Source organism: Paracoccus sp. S3-43, from assembly GCF_029027965.1.
Taxonomy (GTDB): Bacteria; Pseudomonadota; Alphaproteobacteria; order Rhodobacterales; family Rhodobacteraceae; genus Paracoccus.
Genome location: NZ_CP119082.1, coordinates 1,344,373 through 1,359,849, shown reverse-complemented (window position 1 = coordinate 1,359,849; position 15,477 = coordinate 1,344,373). Strand labels below are relative to the sequence as shown.

General features: G+C 68.8%; 17 protein-coding genes. 12 read left to right on the top strand and 5 right to left on the bottom strand.

Features of this window, described 5'->3' with window-relative positions; translation table 11 throughout:
• The first annotated feature begins 64 nt into the window (after positions 1 to 64).
• The 9 genes from PXD02_RS06995 (at position 65) to lexA (ending at position 8,918) form a co-directional block, all read left to right on the top strand.
• Complete coding sequence (locus PXD02_RS06995; protein WP_275106107.1) at positions 65 to 1,237, top strand: toxic anion resistance protein; 1,173 nt, start codon at positions 65 to 67, stop codon at positions 1,235 to 1,237.
• Entirely contained in the window at positions 1,234 to 2,259 is a 1,026-nt protein-coding gene (locus PXD02_RS06990) for a DUF2927 domain-containing protein (protein WP_275106106.1), read from the top strand. The genes PXD02_RS06995 and PXD02_RS06990 overlap by 4 nt, the downstream gene beginning before the upstream one ends.
• 58 nt (positions 2,260 to 2,317) lie before the next feature.
• Entirely contained in the window at positions 2,318 to 3,427 is a 1,110-nt protein-coding gene (locus PXD02_RS06985; RefSeq protein WP_275106105.1) for an SPFH domain-containing protein, read from the top strand.
• A gap of 7 nt (positions 3,428 to 3,434) precedes the next feature.
• Positions 3,435 to 4,694: a TFIIB-type zinc ribbon-containing protein gene (locus tag PXD02_RS06980; RefSeq protein WP_275106104.1), complete on the top strand. Its 1,260-nt coding sequence runs from the start codon at positions 3,435 to 3,437 to the stop codon at positions 4,692 to 4,694.
• Between the two features lie 12 nt (positions 4,695 to 4,706).
• On the top strand, positions 4,707 to 5,618 hold the full coding sequence (locus tag PXD02_RS06975; protein WP_275106103.1) for a carbohydrate kinase family protein: 912 nt from the start codon (positions 4,707 to 4,709) through the stop codon (positions 5,616 to 5,618).
• A 42-nt stretch (positions 5,619 to 5,660) separates the two neighbouring features.
• Positions 5,661 to 6,452: an indole-3-glycerol phosphate synthase TrpC gene (gene trpC / locus PXD02_RS06970; protein WP_275106102.1), complete on the top strand. Its 792-nt coding sequence runs from the start codon at positions 5,661 to 5,663 to the stop codon at positions 6,450 to 6,452.
• The gene (gene moaC, locus PXD02_RS06965; RefSeq protein ID WP_275106101.1) at positions 6,449 to 6,922 is read left to right on the top strand and encodes a cyclic pyranopterin monophosphate synthase MoaC; all 474 of its coding nucleotides are present in this window, start codon (positions 6,449 to 6,451) and stop codon (positions 6,920 to 6,922) included. The genes trpC and moaC overlap by 4 nt, the downstream gene beginning before the upstream one ends.
• Entirely contained in the window at positions 6,919 to 8,097 is a 1,179-nt protein-coding gene (locus tag PXD02_RS06960; RefSeq protein ID WP_275106100.1) for a molybdopterin molybdotransferase MoeA, read from the top strand. The genes moaC and PXD02_RS06960 overlap by 4 nt, the downstream gene beginning before the upstream one ends.
• A 101-nt stretch (positions 8,098 to 8,198) precedes the next feature.
• A complete protein-coding gene (lexA, locus tag PXD02_RS06955; protein ID WP_275106376.1) occupies positions 8,199 to 8,918 on the top strand; it encodes a transcriptional repressor LexA in 720 nt (239 codons plus the stop codon).
• A 15-nt stretch (positions 8,919 to 8,933) separates the two neighbouring features.
• On the opposite strand, the gene hemC is transcribed toward lexA, so the two are convergent.
• Entirely contained in the window at positions 8,934 to 9,866 is a 933-nt protein-coding gene (gene hemC / locus PXD02_RS06950) for a hydroxymethylbilane synthase (RefSeq protein ID WP_275106099.1), read from the bottom strand.
• An 82-nt stretch (positions 9,867 to 9,948) separates the two neighbouring features.
• Between hemC and hemE the strand changes: the two genes are divergently transcribed.
• The gene (hemE, locus tag PXD02_RS06945) at positions 9,949 to 10,977 is read left to right on the top strand and encodes a uroporphyrinogen decarboxylase (protein ID WP_275106098.1); all 1,029 of its coding nucleotides are present in this window, start codon (positions 9,949 to 9,951) and stop codon (positions 10,975 to 10,977) included.
• On the top strand, positions 10,974 to 11,849 hold the full coding sequence (locus PXD02_RS06940; protein ID WP_275106097.1) for a DMT family transporter: 876 nt from the start codon (positions 10,974 to 10,976) through the stop codon (positions 11,847 to 11,849). Before hemE ends, PXD02_RS06940 begins: the two co-directional genes overlap by 4 nt.
• Here the strand turns inward: PXD02_RS06940 and hemF are convergent.
• On the bottom strand, positions 11,846 to 12,700 hold the full coding sequence (hemF, locus tag PXD02_RS06935; protein WP_275106096.1) for an oxygen-dependent coproporphyrinogen oxidase: 855 nt from the start codon (positions 12,698 to 12,700) through the stop codon (positions 11,846 to 11,848). The two genes, PXD02_RS06940 and hemF, sit on opposite strands and share 4 nt — an antisense overlap.
• A 77-nt stretch (positions 12,701 to 12,777) precedes the next feature.
• On the opposite strand from hemF, the gene PXD02_RS06930 reads away from it, so the two are divergent.
• Positions 12,778 to 13,197 carry a hypothetical protein gene (locus PXD02_RS06930; protein ID WP_275106095.1) on the top strand — a complete coding sequence of 140 codons (420 nt, stop codon included), beginning with the start codon at positions 12,778 to 12,780 and terminating at the stop codon, positions 13,195 to 13,197.
• Here the strand turns inward: PXD02_RS06930 and PXD02_RS06925 are convergent, their stop codons facing one another.
• Genes PXD02_RS06925 through clpS form a run of 3 tightly spaced genes read right to left on the bottom strand, consistent with a single transcriptional unit; the run spans position 13,198 to position 15,340 of the window.
• Positions 13,198 to 14,004, bottom strand: a complete 807-nt coding sequence (locus PXD02_RS06925) for an SDR family NAD(P)-dependent oxidoreductase (protein WP_275106094.1) — start codon at positions 14,002 to 14,004, stop codon at positions 13,198 to 13,200.
• Positions 14,004 to 15,002, bottom strand: coding sequence for a class I SAM-dependent methyltransferase (locus PXD02_RS06920; protein WP_275106093.1), 999 nt, complete (start codon positions 15,000 to 15,002; stop codon positions 14,004 to 14,006). Before PXD02_RS06920 ends, PXD02_RS06925 begins: the two co-directional genes overlap by 1 nt.
• Before the next feature lie 8 nt (positions 15,003 to 15,010).
• Positions 15,011 to 15,340, bottom strand: coding sequence for an ATP-dependent Clp protease adapter ClpS (clpS, locus tag PXD02_RS06915; protein WP_473092073.1), 330 nt, complete (start codon positions 15,338 to 15,340; stop codon positions 15,011 to 15,013).
• Positions 15,341 to 15,477 lie beyond the last annotated feature (137 nt).

Here is a 15,477-nt window from a genome sequence, read left to right as displayed (position 1 = left end):
CCGCATTCCGCCTATGCTGCGCCGCGACATGCCTGGCTTGCACAGGCCCAGGGAAGGAAGCGCCATGACCGACGAGACCCGCCGCCGCGCCGAAGACATCCGCACCGAGATCGAGACGGTGACATCGGCGCCCCTGCCCCAGCCCAAGGCCGATCCGCTGTCGGTCCGCGACGCCGACCCCCAGCTTCAAGCCGAAATCCGCCGCCGCATGGACGAGATCGACCTGGGCGACACCGGATCCATCGTCCGCTTCGGCACCCGCGCGCAGGCGGGCTTGCAAGAGATCAGCCAGAAGATGCTGGCCGATGTCAAAAGCAAGGATGTCGGTCCCGCGGGCGAAAGCCTGCGCAGCATCGTCACCACGATTCGCGGCTTCTCGACCAGCGAACTGGATGTGCGGCGGACCCGAAGCTGGTGGGAAAAGCTGCTGGGCCGGTCGGCGCCTTTCGCGAAATTCGTGGCGAATTACGAACAGGTCCAGACCCAGATCGACCGCATCACGGTCGAACTGGAACGCCACGAACAGACGCTGCTGAAGGACATCAAGTCGCTCGACCTGCTCTATGACCATACGCTGAACTTCTATGACGAACTGGCGCTGTATATCGCCGCCGGGGAAGAGAAATTGCAGGAACTGGACAGCGCCACCATTCCGGAACTGGAGGCCCGCGTGAAGACCGCGCCCGAGGATCAGCAGGTCATGCAGGCCCAGGCGCTGCGCGACCTGCGGGCGGTCCGCGACGACCTGGAACGCCGCGTCCACGACCTGAAGCTGACGCGGCAGGTGACGATGCAGTCCCTGCCCTCGATCCGGCTGGTGCAGGAGAACGACAAGTCGCTGGTCACGAAGATCAACTCAACCCTGGTGAACACCGTGCCGCTGTGGGAAACCCAGCTGGCCCAGGCGGTGACGATCCAGCGCAGCACCGAGGCCGCGCGCGCCGTCAAGGAGGCCAGCGACCTGACCAACGACCTGCTGACGCGCAATGCCGACAACCTGCGCCAGGCCAATGCGCAGATCCGCACCCAGACCGAACGGGGCGTCTTCGACATCAGCGCGGTCAAGGCGGCCAATGCGCAGCTGATCGCCACCATCGAGGACAGCCTGCGCATCGCCGACGAGGGCCGCGCCCGCCGCGCCGCCGCCGAAAGCGACCTGACCAGGATGGAGGCCGATCTGCGCGACACGCTGGCCCGCGCCACGGCGCAACGTCAGGGGACTCCGGCCCGGACATGAGCCACAGGACAAACGGCCTCCGCAGCCTGCCGCTGCTGGCGCTTCTGGCCCTGGCGGCGTGCCAGGCGCCGCAATCCGCGCCCCAGCCGGTTGCCGCGCCGCGCCCCGTCGCGCGGCCCCAGGACGACGGCCCCTCGCAGGCGGAATTGCGCAAGGCCCGCGCCGAACGCAATCGCGCCGCCAACGCCGCCGCGTCCCAGGCCCTGACCCAGGCCAGCCTTGCCAGCACGGCCCAGCGGGATTTCTATGCCCGCGCCGAACGCGCCCTGCGCGACCAGGGCCGGTTGCGCCGGGACCGGGTGCCGCTGGATGCGCCCATCGACGAAGACGCGCTGACCCGCGATTTCATGGCCATCGCGCTGCGCGACGAATACGGCGCGGGCGGCATCCAGGCCAGGGGCAGCGGCGCGCCCGCCCCTCTGCGCCGCTGGCAGGATCCGGTGCGGTTCCAGATCGAGTTCGGGGCGGTCGTCGATGTGGCCACCCGCCGCGCCTATCGGGTCGAGGTCGGCCAGTTCGCCGCGCGGCTGGCGCAGGCGACCGGGCACAGCGTGTCGCTGGCCGAAACCGGCGGCAATTTCGTGGTCATGGTCCTGTCCGACGACGAACGCCGCGCCATCGGTCCGCGCCTGTCGCAACTGGTGCCGGGCATCCCCGTGCAGGACATCGCGGTCATGCAGGCCCTGGACGCGGACAATTTCTGCACCGTCTTCGCCTACTCGCACGGCGCGACGCCGGTCTATTCCAATGCCGTGGCGCTGATCCGGGCCGAACTGCCGCCGCTGTTGCAGACATCCTGCATCCACGAGGAACTGGCCCAGGGAATGGGCCTTGCCAATGACAGCCCCGACGCCCGCCCGTCGATCTTCAACGATGACGAGGAATTCGCCCTGCTGACCCGGCACGACGAATTGCTGCTGCGGATCCTCTATGACCCGCGCCTGCGCCCCGGCATGTCGGCGACCGAGGTCGAGCCCATCGTCCGCCGCATCGCGGCCGAGCTGCTGGCGCAAAGCATCTGACTTGCGCGCGGGCCGCGGTTGGCCGCATACAGGCACAAGGCATCCTGCGGAGGGACAGATGGCGATCTTCGACATTCTCGGCGGCGAATTCATCGACGTCATCGAATGGACCGACGACACCCGCGACACGATGGTCTGGCGCTATCCGACCGTCGGTAATGCGATCAAATACGGCGCCAAGCTGACCGTGCGCGAGGGTCAGGCCGCCGTCTTCATTCACGAAGGGCAGCTGGCCGACACCTTCGGCCCCGGCCTCTACATGCTGGAGACCAACAACCTGCCGATCCTGACCCGGTTGCAGCATTGGGACCACGGCTTCCGCAGCCCCTTCAAATCCGAGATCTATTTCGTCAGCACCACGCGCTTCAACGACCTGAAATGGGGCACCAAGAACCCGGTCATGGCGCGCGACCCGGAATTCGGCCCGGTGCGGCTGCGCGCCTTCGGCACCTATTCCCTGCGCGTGACCGACCCGGCGCGGTTCATGACGGAAATCGTCGGCACCGACGGCGAATTCACCCGCGACGAGATCACCTTCCAGATCCGCAATGTCATCGTGCAGGAATTTTCCCGCGTGATCGCCGGATCGGAGATCCCGGTGCTGGACATGGCGGCGAACACCGCCGACCTGGGCAAGCTGGTCGCCACCGCGATCGAACCGACGATCAGCGCCTATGGCCTGACGATCCCGGAATTCTACATCGAGAACATCAGCCTGCCCCAGGATGTCGAGAAGATGCTGGACAAGCGCACCTCGATGGGAATCTTGGGCGATCTGGACCGCTTCGGCCAATATGCGGCGGGCGAGGCGATGGCGAATGCCAGCCAGAACCCCGGTGCCGCAGGCGCGGGCATGGGGGCCGCCCTGGGCGCGGCGATTGGCGCGGGGATGGCGGCGCGCCCGGCTTCGGGTCCGTGGGGCAGCGTCCCGCAGGCCGGGGCAACGCCGCCCCCGGTGCCGGAACAGGCCCCCGTCTGGCATGTCGCGCTGAACGGCAAGCCCGAGGGGCCGTTCGACCGCGCGGGCCTCGAACGCTTGGCAGCCGAAGGCCGATTCAAGCACGAAACGCTGGTCTGGACGCCGGGACAGGACGGCTGGCGCAAGGCGGGCGACATTCCCGAACTGGCGCAACTGTTCCCGACCATGCCGCCGCCCCTGCCCGGCTGACCGCTTCATGCCGACCCCGCCGGCCGAACACCGCTACCCTTGCGAACAATGCGGGGCCAGCCTGCGCTTTCAGCCGGGCCAGCAGGTGCTGGTCTGCGACTGGTGCGGGCACCGGCAGGCCATCGGCGACGGCCCGGCCCGCGCGCCCGCGCGCCAGACCCAGGGCGGCGCGGAGGGCGAGGAGGCGATCCTGGCCGATCCCGAAACCGGCCGCGCGCTGCAATGGGACGCCGGGCACAAGACGCCGGAACTGGAGGAAATCCCGCTGGAGCAGGGCCTTCGCCTGGATGCCGGATCCGACCTTGCCGCGACGGTCCGCCTGCTGTCCTGCCCCAATTGCGGCGCCCAGATCGAGGTGGGCGACAGCAGCCATGCCGGGGCCTGTCCGTTCTGCGCGACGCCGGTCGTCACCGACACCGGCACCAGCCGCAAGATCAAGCCCCAGGGCGTCCTGCCCTTTCGCCTGGCCGAGGATCAGGCCCATCGCGCCATGCAGGACTGGCTGGGCGGGCTGTGGTTCGCGCCGTCCGGGCTGACCGCCTATGCCCGGCGGGGGCGGCGGATGCGCGGCGTCTATTCGCCGTTCTGGACCTTCGACGCCCGCACCCGGTCCAGCTATGCCGGTCAGCGGGGCGATTACTATTACGAGACCGTCTATGTCACGCAGCAGGTGAACGGCCGCAGCCAGCAGGTCGCCCGGCAGGTCCGCCGCACCCGCTGGCGCCCGGCGCAGGGCCGCGTGGCGCGGGATTTCAACGATGTGGTGGTGCTGGCCTCGGCCTCGCTGCCGCGCAAGCTCTCGGACGGGCTGGCACCCTGGGATCTGTCGCATCTGCGCCCCTATCGCCCCGACTATCTGGCCGGGCTTGAGGCCGAGGCCTATACGATCCCGCTTTACGACGGCCACAAGACCGCGCGGGCGGAAATGGCCGGGGTGATCCTGAACGACGCGCGTCGCGCCATCGGCGGCGACGAACAGCGCGTGGATCACATCAGCACCGATTATGCCGACGAGACGTTCAAGCACATCCTGCTGCCGGTCTGGACGGCGGCCTATCGCTATAACGGCAAAAGCTATCGCTTCGTGGTCAACGGCCAGTCGGGCCGCGTCGTGGGCGAACGTCCCTGGTCGGTCTGGAAAATCACCGCAGCGGCGATCGCCGCTGCGGTTGCCCTGGCGGCTTTCCTGTATCTGGCCGAGGCGGGGGGCTATATCGACCTGGGGGGCGTCTTGGAACGGGCGGACGATGTGGTCAGGATTTACTGAACGGAGGGGACGATGATCCTGTGCGCGGGCGAATCGCTGATCGACATGGTGCCCGACGATGGCGGTTTCCGGCCGCTGGCGGGGGGATCGGTCTATAACACCGCCATCGCATTGGGCCGTCTTGGGGAAGCCGTGGCCTATCTGTGGCCGATCAGCCGCGACGCCTTCGGCGACATGCTGCTGCGCCCGCTGGCCGAGGCAGGGGTCGACACCGGCCTGTGTCCCCGCACCGACCGCCTGACCACGCTGGCTCTGGTGACGCTGACCGGAGGCGAGGCGCGCTATTCGTTCTATGACGAGGGATCGGCCGGGCGGATGCTGGCGCCCGGGGATATTCCCGCCCTGCCCGACGACATCGACGCCCTGTTCGCGGGCGGCATCAGCCTTGTGCCCGATCCCTGCGGCGCGGCCGTCGAATCGCTGATCGCCCGCGATGGCGGCCGCCTGCCGGTGATGCTGGATCCGAACATCCGGCCGTTCTTCATCCCCGATGCCGATGCCTATCGCGCCCGGCTGGCCCGGCTGATCGCCCGGTCCGACATCGTGAAGCTGTCGGGCGACGACCTGAAATGGCTGTATCCCGACCTGCCGCCCGAAGAGGCCGCGCGGCGGGTGCTGGCGCAGGGGCCTCGGCTGGTCCTGCGAACCGGGGGCGCGGCAGGGGCGCGGGCGCATTGGGCGGGCGATCCGGTCACGGCGCCCGCGATCCGCGCCAGCGTGGCCGACACCATCGGCGCGGGCGATACCTTCAACGCCGGTGTCCTCGCCAGCCTGCGCCGCCAGGGCGTGCTGACCAGGGCCGGTCTGGCGGCGATCACGCCGGACCAGATCGCCGCCGCGCTGACCCTGGGCGCACGGGCCGCGGCCATCACCGTCTCCCGTCCCGGCGCCAATCCGCCCTGGGCGCATGAAATGCCCGCCTGAACGCCCTTGTCCCGACCCTGCGGGCGGCGTTAGAACCGTCCCATGGATATTCTGGACAAGATCAAGGCCTATAAGCTGGAGGAGATCGCCGCCGCCAAGGCCGCGCGTCCGCTGGCCGATGTTGACGCCGCCGCCCGCGCCACCACGCCCCCCCGCGGCTTCGCGCGCGCCTTGACGGCCAAGGCCGCGACCGGCCCCGCGCTGATCGCGGAAATCAAGAAGGCCAGCCCGTCCAAGGGATTGATCCGCCAGGATTTCGACCCGCCCGCCCTGGCACGGGCCTATGAACAGGGCGGCGCGGCCTGCCTGTCGGTCCTGACCGACGCCCCCAGCTTTCAGGGCGCGCCGGACTTCCTGACTGCGGCCCGCGCGGCCTGCGGCTTGCCGGTGCTGCGCAAGGATTTCCTCTATGACCCCTATCAGGTGGCCGAGGCGCGGGCCTGGGGCGGCGACTGCATCCTGATCATCATGGCCTCGGTGGACGACGCCCTGGCCGCCGAGCTTGAGGATGCCGCCTTCCACTGGGGCATGGATGCGCTGATCGAGGTCCATGACAGCGCCGAACTGGACCGCGCGCTGCGGTTGAAGTCGCCGCTCATCGGAATAAACAACCGCAATCTCAAGAGCTTCGGGCTGTCATTGGAGGTGACGCGCGAACTGGCTCCGCGCATTCCGGCGGACCGGGACGTGGTCTGCGAAAGCGGCCTGTTCAGCGCCGCCGATCTTGCCGCGATGATGCGGGTGGGCGCGCGCCGTTTCCTGATCGGCGAAAGCCTGATGCGGCAGGCCGATGTGACGGCGGCGACCCGTCAGATTCTGGACGTCGCCGCATGAGCCTGACGCATTTCGATGCCGCCGGGCAGGCCCATATGGTCGACGTCTCGGGCAAGGCGGTCACGACGCGCGAAGCGGTGGCCGAAGGCTGCGTCGCCATGTCGCCGCAGACGCTGGCCCTTGCCCAGGGCGGCGGGGCCAAGGGCGATGTGATGGGCGTCGCCCGGTTGGCAGGCATCATGGCGGCCAAGCGCACCGCCGACCTGATCCCGCTGTGCCACCCCCTGCCGATCAGCAAGGTTTCCCTGGATCTGACCGCCGATCCCTCCCTTCCCGGTATCCGTGTGTCGGCAACGGTCCGCACCACCGGCCAGACCGGGGTCGAGATGGAGGCGCTGACCGCCGTATCGATCGCCTGTCTGACGATCTATGACATGCTGAAGGCCGCCGAAAAGTCGATGATCATCCAGGATATCCGCCTGACCCGAAAAAGCGGCGGAAAGTCCGGCGATTACGAGGCGCAGCGGTGATTTCGGTCGAACAGGCCCTGGCGCAGGTTCTGGCCCTTGCGCCCGCGCCGAGGGGCGAACGGGTGCCCTTGGACCAGGCCTGGGGCCGCATTCTTCTGGAACCGGCCGTGTCGCGGATGACCCAGCCGCCCTTCGATGCCTCGGCCATGGACGGCTATGCGATCCGCGCCGCCGATATCGGCCAAACCCTGCGCGTCGTGGGCGAGGCCGCGGCGGGCCATCCCTATGCCGGGAAGGCCGCACCGGGCGTGGCAGTGCGCATCTTCACCGGCGCGCCGGTCCCCGCAGGTTTCGACCGCGTGATCATGCAGGAAAACGTCGCGCGCGACGCGGACAGCATCACCATCACGGATCCCTCTGGCACCGCCAACATCCGTCCTGCGGGGGATGATTTCCGGGAAGGCCACCGGCTGGAGGCGGGCCGCAAGCTGTCGGCGGCCGATATCGCCCTGCTGGCCGCCATGAACGTGCCCGTCGTGACCGTCGCCCGGCGCCCCCGCGTGGCGATCCTGGCGGGCGGGGACGAGCTGGTGCCGCCCGGCATGTCGCCCGGTCCGGGCCAGATCATCAGTTCCAACGATCTGGCCATCGCCGCCCTGGTCAGGCAGGCCGGGGCCGATCCGCATATCCTGCCCATCGCGCGCGATACCGAAGCCAGCCTGCGCGCCGGGTTCGCCGCGGCGGGGGGTTCCGACCTGCTGGTGACGATCGGCGGCGCCTCGGTCGGGGATCACGATCTGATCGGCAAGGTCGCGGCGGATCTGGGCCTTCAACGCGCCTTCTACAAGGTCGCCATGCGGCCGGGAAAGCCGCTGATGGCCGGGATGCTGGGCGAGATCCCGATGCTGGGGCTGCCGGGTAATCCTGTTTCGGCAATGGTTTGCGCGATCTTGTTCATGCAACCTCTCATTGCGGCGATGCAGGCCAATCCGTTCAGGCGGCGGGTACGGAAAGCCCGCCTTGCGGCCGATCTTCCGGCCGAGGGAAACCGCCAGCATTACCTGCGCGCCCGGCTTGCCGATGGTCCCGACCTGCCCGTGATCCAGCCCTTTCCCAGTCAGGATTCGGCCCGGCTGTCGCTGATGGCCCAGGCGGATGCGCTGCTGGTCCGTCCCGCGGGCGACCCGCCGCGGCTTGCGGGCGATATCGTCGAATACCTGTCCTTGACCGGCTAAGGATTAACTAAATTTTCAGTTCCTTATGCTCTGTTCGTTGACGCAATGCCATGCGTAGGCTAGAACATAAAAGGAACAATGCCATGCCGGGGATGGACGCAATGCTGACCAAGAAACAGATCCAGCTTCTGGATTTCATTCAGAAGCGGATGTCGCGCGATGGTGTGCCGCCGTCTTTCGATGAGATGAAGGAAGCTCTGGATCTGCGGTCGAAATCGGGGATCCACCGTCTGGTGACCGCGTTGGAAGAGCGGGGCTTCATCCGCCGTCTGCCGCACCGGGCGCGGGCCCTGGAAATCGTGCGCCTTCCCGACGCGCTGCTTGCCGGTTCCGCCGCCCCTGCGACCGATGACAGGCAGGCGGGCTTCTCCCCCCGCGTGATCGCCAATGCCCGGCCCGCGCGCCCGCGCGGCGCGATGACGATCATGGACAGCCCGGCGGTCGAACTGCCGCTGATGGGCCGGATCGCCGCCGGTGTCCCGATCGAGGCGATATCCGAGGTGTCGCACCATGTCGCGGTGCCGGGGACGATGCTGTCGGGGCGCGAACATCACTATGCGCTCGAAGTGCAGGGCGATTCGATGATCGAGGCCGGGATCAACGATGGCGATGTGGTCGTGATCCGCGAACAGGACACGGCGGATAACGGCGACATCATCGTGGCCCTGGTCGACGGCAGCGAAGCGACCTTGAAACGGTATCGCCGCCGCGGCGGCATGATCGCGCTCGAGGCCGCGAACCCCGCCTATGAACCCCGCATCCTGCCCGAGGATCGGGTCCGCATCCAGGGTCGTCTGGTGGGACTGATCCGCAGCTATTGATCCGAGCTGCGGGGGTCAGAGATGGTCGAAAAACCCCGCGCCTGCCCGGCCCAGCAGTTCGTCGGCCAGATCTCCGCCCATGGCCGGACCGTCGTGCAGGCTGCCTTCGCGATGGCCGCTGATGGCCGCCGATCCATCTGGGCGCAGGATTTCACCGCGCAGCAGCAAGGTCTCGTCGCGAATCTCGGCCAGTCCGGCGATGGGGGTCTGGCAGGAACCGTCCAGCCGGGCCAGGAATGCCCGTTCCGCTGCAATCCTGTAGCCGGTGGGAGCGTGATGGATCGCCGCCAGCAGCGCCGCCGCCAGATCGTCGACAGCGCGCCGTTCCACCCCGATGGCGCCCTGCGCCACGGCAGGCAGCATTTCGGCCGGGTCGATGGGACCGCGCGCGACATGCAGCATGTCCAGGCGCGACAACCCCGCCATCGCCAGAAAGGTCGCCGTCGCCACCCCTTCGTCCAGCTTCTTCAGGCGCGTCTGAACGTTGCCGCGAAATTCGACCAGGCGCAGGTCGGGGCGGCGATGCGCCAGTTGCGCCCGGCGCCGCAGGCTGGAGGTTCCGACGACCGCCCCGGCGGGAAGATCCGCGATGGCCTGGGCGGTCGGACTGACAAAGGCGTCGCGGACGTCCTCTCGGGGCAGCAGGCAGTCGATCACCAGGCCATCGGGCTGGATCGTCGGCATGTCCTTCATCGAATGCACGGCGATGTCAATCCGGCCCGCGATCAGGGCATCCTCGATCTCTCGCGTGAACAGGCCCTTGCCGCCGATGTCCTTCAGCGGCCGGTCGGTGATCCGGTCACCGGTCGTCTTGATCACGACGATCTCGAACGCCTCGGCGGGCAGGCCATGCGCGGCGGCCAGCCGGTCGCGCGTCTCATGCGCCTGGGCCAGCGCCAGCATGGAGCCGCGCGTTCCGATCTTCAGGGGACGGGTGGGGTCGGGCATCTGCATCATCATCCCCGCATAGCCGCAGGCAGGCTGCTTGACAACGCCCCCCGCCTCGCCTTGAACGGCCGCAGGAGGCCCCATGACCAAACTTCTGATGCGCGCCCTTGCCGGGGAAAGCCTGCCCACCCCGCCGATCTGGATGATGCGCCAGGCCGGCCGCTATCTGCCGGAATATCGCGCGACCCGCGCGCAGGCGGGGGATTTCCTGTCGCTGTGCTACAATCCCGGCCTTGCGGCCGAGGTGACGTTGCAGCCGATCCGCCGCTTCGGCTTCGACGCGGCGATCCTGTTCGCCGACATCCTGCTGGTTCCGCAGGCCCTGGGCGCCGATCTGTGGTTCGCCACCGGTGAGGGGCCGCGCCTGTCGACCATCACCTCGGCCGAGGATCTGGCGCGCCTGGGACCGGCCGACCAGATCCATGACCGCCTGGCCCCGGTCTATGAAACGCTGCGCATCCTGGCGCGCGAACTGCCGCGGGACACCGCGCTGATCGGCTTTGCGGGCGCGCCCTGGACGGTCGCCACCTATATGATCGCCGGTCGCGGCACGCCCGACCAGGGTCCGGCCCATGCGCTGAAGGATCGGGACCGCGCCACCTTCACCGCGCTGATCGACCGCATTACCGAGGCCACGATCCATTACCTGTCCGCCCAGATCGACGCCGGGGCCGAGGTCGTCAAGCTGTTCGACAGTTGGGCGGGCAGCCTGAAAGGCGCCGATTTCGACGATTTCGCCGTGGCCCCCGCCCGCCGGATCATCGCCGCGCTGAAGGACCGCCATCCCGGCGTCCCGATCATCGCCTTCCCGAGGGAGGCGGGCGAACGCTATGTCGGTTTCGCGCGCGCGACCGGGGCGGATTGCGTGGCCTTGGACAATTCGGTCGATGCGGACTGGGCGGCGCGGCATGTCCAGCCCGACGGCTGCGTCCAGGGCAACATGGATCCGCGGCACATGGTCACGGGCGGGTCCGCCCTGGTGGCCGAGGCGCAGCGCATCACCCGCGCGTTGCGGGGCGGGCCGCATATCTTCAACCTGGGCCACGGCATCACGCCCGACGCCAACCCCGACCACGTCGCCGCCATGATCGAGGCTGTCCGCAGCGCATGATCTGGGTGGCCGCAACCCTGATCGCGGCCACCGCGCAGACCGCCCGGAATGCCGCGCAGGCGGGGCTGACGCGCCAGGTCGGCACCATCGGCGCGACCGCCGTGCGCTTCGTCTTCGGCTTTCCCTTCGCCGCGGCCGCCCTGGCCCTGACCGCGATCTGGATGCCGATTCCCCGGCCGGATATGACGGTCCTGGCCTGGGCCGCGCTTGGCGCCATGGCGCAGATCGCGGCGACGGCGTTCATGCTGGTCACCATGCGGGGCCAGGGATTCGGCGTCGCCACCGCGCTGATGAAGACGGAACCCATCACCCTGGCCCTGATCGGCGCGGTGATCCTGGCCGAGCCGCTTGGCCCCGCCCGGCTGGGCGCGATCGCGGTCGCGACGCTGGGCGTGGTCCTGGCATCGGGCGTCGCCTGGAAACGGGCGGCCTGGGGGCCGGTGGCGACCGGGGTGCTGTCGGGGGCGCTGTTCGGGCTGTCGGCGATCGGCTTTCGCGGCGCGCTGCTGGCCCTGCCCGATGCGGGCTATGCGATCCGCGCCCTGACCATCCTGGCGATCACCCTGGGGATCCAGGCGGCGGTGATGTCGGCCTGGCTGGCCCTGCGCGACCGCCGCGCCCTGGCGGGGATCATGGCCGAATGGCGGGTATCGCTGGGCGCCGGGCTGCTGGGCGCCTTTGCGTCGCTGTTCTGGTTCATCGGCTTTGCCCTGACCCCCGCCGCCAATGTCCGCACCCTGGCCCTGGTCGAGGTGGTGATGGCGCAGGCCCTGTCGGGGCGGCTGTTCCGCCAGACCGTCCGCCCGCTGCAACTGGTGGGGATGGGCCTGATCCTGGCGGGGGTCGGCTGGCTGCTGAGCGTGGCGGCCTAGGGCCATTTCGCCAGCGGCGGCAGGCTCATCAGCACGGCATCGGCGTTGTGGCCGGTTTCCAGCCCGAATTTCGTGCCCCGGTCATAGACCAGGTTGTATTCCGCATAAAGCCCGCGATGGATCAGTTGCGTGTCGCGGTCCGCATCGCTGAAGGGCTGGCCCATCCGCGCTTGGGCCAGAGGCAGGAAGGCGGGCAGGAAGGCCTCTCCGACGGCGCGGGTGAAGGCGAAATCGGCCTGCCAGTCGCCGGTGTTCAGGTCGTCGAAGAAGATCCCGCCCACGCCCCGCGCCCGCCCGCGATGAGGGATGAAGAAGTAATCGTCCGCCCAGGCCTTGAAACGGTCGTAATAGCCGCCGTCATGGGCATCGCAGGCCGCGCGCAGGGTGGCGTGGAAATGGGCGGTGTCGGCGGGATGTTCGATGCAGGGATTCAGGTCGGCGCCGCCGCCGAACCACCAGGCGCCGGGGGTCCAGAACATCCGCGTGTTCATGTGGACGGCGGGCGCCTGGGGGTTGCGCATATGCGCGACCAGGCTGATGCCGCTGGCCCAGAAACGCGGGTCGCCGTCGATCCCCGGCACCCCACGCGAGGCCATCGCCGCCTGCGCGCGCGGGGCCAGGCTGCCGTGGACCTCGGACCAGTTGACGCCGACCTTTTCGAAGACGCGGCCGCCCCGCATCACCGACATCAGGCCGCCGCCGCCGTCATCCGCGCGCGTGGTCGGGGCCACGTCGAACCGGCCCGCCGGCGCGTCGCCCGGGCCGCGATCCTCCAGCCCCTCGAAAGCCGCGACGATGCGGTCGCGCAGGCTGCGGAACCAAGCGGCGGCGGTGCTGCGTTCCTGTTCCATCGACGCTCTCCAAACTTGATTTGCCAGCCTGACCCGGCGGCGTTAGCATCCCACAGCCCGCTGTAAAGAGACCCGCCATGACCCGCAACACCGCCCTTGCCGCGACCCTCGCCCTGCCATTGCTGCTGGCCGCCTGCGGCACCCCCCAGGAACGCTGCATCAGCGGCAATACCAGCGAATACCGCACCGTCAGCCGCCTGCTGGCCGAGGTCGAGGGGAATCTGGCGCGCGGCTATGCGTGGGAGGAACGGCAGGTCGTGCGCGACCGCCTGACCCAATGCCGGTCGGTGTGGCGCGACAAGGACGGGCGCGCGGTCGTGGGCTATGAACCCTGCTGGCGCGATTACGTCGAGACGGAACGCTATCGCGTGCCCATCGACCCCGCCGCCGAACAGCGCAAGCGCGACAACCTGGCCGCGCGCAAGGCGCAGCTGAGCGACCGGGCCGCAGCCGTCGTGCAGGCCTGCCGCCAGGCCTTCCCGGAAGAACAGGGCTGATCAGACGGTCTGGACCGCCAGGCGGTCGGACAGGCTGCGCCCGCCGTCGACGGTCACGATCTGCCCGGTCACGAAGCGCGAGGCATCGCTGGCCAGATACAGCACCGTGTCGACCAGCTCGTCGGCGGCGGCGATGCGTCCCATCGGGGTCGCCGCGACGATCTTGCTGCGCAGATCCGGTTTGTCGCGCAGGGAATCCTTCAACTCGTGGGACATGACGCTGCCGAAGCGGACGCCGTTCACCCGGATCTTGTGGGGGGCAAGCGCCAGGGCCATTCCCCGCGTCGCCTGTTCCTGCGCCGCATAGGCGATCGAATAGCCCAGCATGGTCGGCACCGGATGCAGCGCCGCCAAGGTCGAGATGTTGACGATCGCCCCTGCCGCCCCGGCGGCGGGATCGGCCTCGGCCTGCTTGATCATCCGCTTGGCGACGATCTGGGTCATCCGCAGCCCCGCCACCATGTTCTGGCGCAGCAGCTGTTCCAGCACCTCCAGATCCGTGTCCAGCGGATCCGACGCCTTGACCAGCCGGTGCGCGTTGACAAGGATGTCCACCCGGTCGAAAGCGTCCAGCGTCGCCGACAGCAGGTTCGCCGTCGCCAGCTTTTCCGACATCCGGCCCGAAAAGCCGCGCACATGCGGGTCGCGTTCGTCGTAATCCGACATCGCCTCGGCCAGGGCGGCCTCGTCGGTATCGGCGAACATCACATGGGCGCCGCGTTCGACGAAATGGCGCGCGATGGCCAAGCCGATGCCGCGCCCGGCCCCGGTGACGATGGCGGTCTTGCCCTGGATCGACAGGCTCATCAGCGGCGGCCCTTGTGCGCGGCGGCGCGTCCCGCACCCGTGGCCTCGATCACCTTGAAGCGGCTGTCCCCCCGCATCTCTGTCACTTGGGCGAAATGCTGCGCCAGGACGGTTTCATAGGGCAGATGCCGGTTGGCGACCATCCACAGCCGCCCCGCCCCCGTCAGCAGGCGCGCGGCGGCCGCGATGAAATCGGCGCCGATCCGGGGATCGGCCGCGCGCCCGTCATGGAAGGGCGGGTTCATGATGACGCCGTTCACGGGTTCCGACAGGGTGAAGTCGCGCGCATCGGCCCAGTGAAACCGGGCGCGCGGGTCGGCGAGGTTGTCGCGCGCCGATTCCAGGGCGGCGTGATCGGCCTCGACCAGATGGACGACCTCGATCCCCGGACGGGCCAGGGCCTGCGCGGACAGCCAGCCCCATCCCGCGCCCAGGTCGACCAGGCGGGTCGGCATCCGGTCGGGCAGCGCCTGCGCCAGCATCGCCGATCCGGGATCGACCCCATCGGCGGAAAACACGCCGGGACGGGTCACGAAACCCGGCGCGACCTGTTGCGGGCGCGCGGTCCAGTCGGGTGGCAGCCAGTTCCCCGCGGGCACGGTCACGCGGAATATCTTGCCATGGGCCTTGCTGTGAACCTCGTCAACGGGGGCAAGCCGCCGCAAGTCCCGCAGCATGGAATCGATGCCATCGGTCTTTTGCCCGTCGATCCACAGCACCGCGCCGGGCGACAGGCGGGACGCGGCATCGGCGATGCGGGCCCGCCCCTCGGCCTTGGCGCGGGGCAGGACGGCCAGGGCCGCGTCGAAGCGGCCGTCGACGACAGGCGCAACCCGGAAGCCGCGCGCGGCCAAGGCGCGGTGGTCGGAGAAATGGCCCTGCTGGATGCGGGTGCGGGCCGGGTCCAGCGGTGACAGGTCATCTGCCCCGCGCGCCCCGATGACAAGAAGATCGCCTCCGGGATGACCATCCGGGAGGGCGAGGGAAAGACGCGTCACGGTCACTGCTATTCTTTTTCCATGGTGCATTGCAGCGGATGCTGCTGCCGCCGCGCCAGTTCCATCACCTGCGCGACCTTGGTTTCGGCGACCTCGTGCGAGAAGACGCCGACGACCGCCACCCCCTTGCGATGGACGGTCAGCATGATCTCGATCGCCTGGGCGTGGGTCATGTTGAACAGCCGTTCCAGCACATGCACCACGAATTCCATCGGCGTGAAATCGTCGTTCAGCATCAAGACCTTGTACATCGGCGGGCGCTGCGTGCGCGTGCGCGGCTTGACCACCAGTTCGATCTGGTCGTCAGGTCCGTCGCCGTCTGTCATCCACTGCGCCATGTCGTCCGATCTGGTCATGCTGATCCTGCTCCGCGGAACAATATAGTCGATTTCCCGCCCGAGAAAAGCCCGCCCAGAGGCGAGCGAAGGCTGGAAAATACACCAAATGAGCGGTTACATGGCGAAAGATGTCGTGC

Bases quoted from the DNA above. Each gene is read 5' to 3' on its own strand.
- PXD02_RS06995 (WP_275106107.1), top strand. From the start codon at position 65: ATGACCGACGAGACCCGCCGCCGCGCCGAAGACATCCGCACCGAGATC.
- PXD02_RS06990 (WP_275106106.1), top strand. From the start codon at position 1,234: ATGAGCCACAGGACAAACGGCCTCCGCAGCCTGCCGCTGCTGGCGCTT.
- PXD02_RS06985 (WP_275106105.1), top strand. From the start codon at position 2,318: ATGGCGATCTTCGACATTCTCGGCGGCGAATTCATCGACGTCATCGAA.
- PXD02_RS06980 (WP_275106104.1), top strand. From the start codon at position 3,435: ATGCCGACCCCGCCGGCCGAACACCGCTACCCTTGCGAACAATGCGGG.
- PXD02_RS06975 (WP_275106103.1), top strand. From the start codon at position 4,707: ATGATCCTGTGCGCGGGCGAATCGCTGATCGACATGGTGCCCGACGAT.
- trpC (WP_275106102.1), top strand. From the start codon at position 5,661: ATGGATATTCTGGACAAGATCAAGGCCTATAAGCTGGAGGAGATCGCC.
- moaC (WP_275106101.1), top strand. From the start codon at position 6,449: ATGAGCCTGACGCATTTCGATGCCGCCGGGCAGGCCCATATGGTCGAC.
- lexA (WP_275106376.1), top strand. From the start codon at position 8,199: ATGCTGACCAAGAAACAGATCCAGCTTCTGGATTTCATTCAGAAGCGG.
- hemC (WP_275106099.1), bottom strand. From the start codon at position 9,866: ATGCCCGACCCCACCCGTCCCCTGAAGATCGGAACGCGCGGCTCCATG.
- hemE (WP_275106098.1), top strand. From the start codon at position 9,949: ATGACCAAACTTCTGATGCGCGCCCTTGCCGGGGAAAGCCTGCCCACC.
- PXD02_RS06940 (WP_275106097.1), top strand. From the start codon at position 10,974: ATGATCTGGGTGGCCGCAACCCTGATCGCGGCCACCGCGCAGACCGCC.
- hemF (WP_275106096.1), bottom strand. From the start codon at position 12,700: ATGGAACAGGAACGCAGCACCGCCGCCGCTTGGTTCCGCAGCCTGCGC.
- PXD02_RS06930 (WP_275106095.1), top strand. From the start codon at position 12,778: ATGACCCGCAACACCGCCCTTGCCGCGACCCTCGCCCTGCCATTGCTG.
- PXD02_RS06925 (WP_275106094.1), bottom strand. From the start codon at position 14,004: ATGAGCCTGTCGATCCAGGGCAAGACCGCCATCGTCACCGGGGCCGGG.
- clpS (WP_473092073.1), bottom strand. From the start codon at position 15,340: ATGGCGCAGTGGATGACAGACGGCGACGGACCTGACGACCAGATCGAA.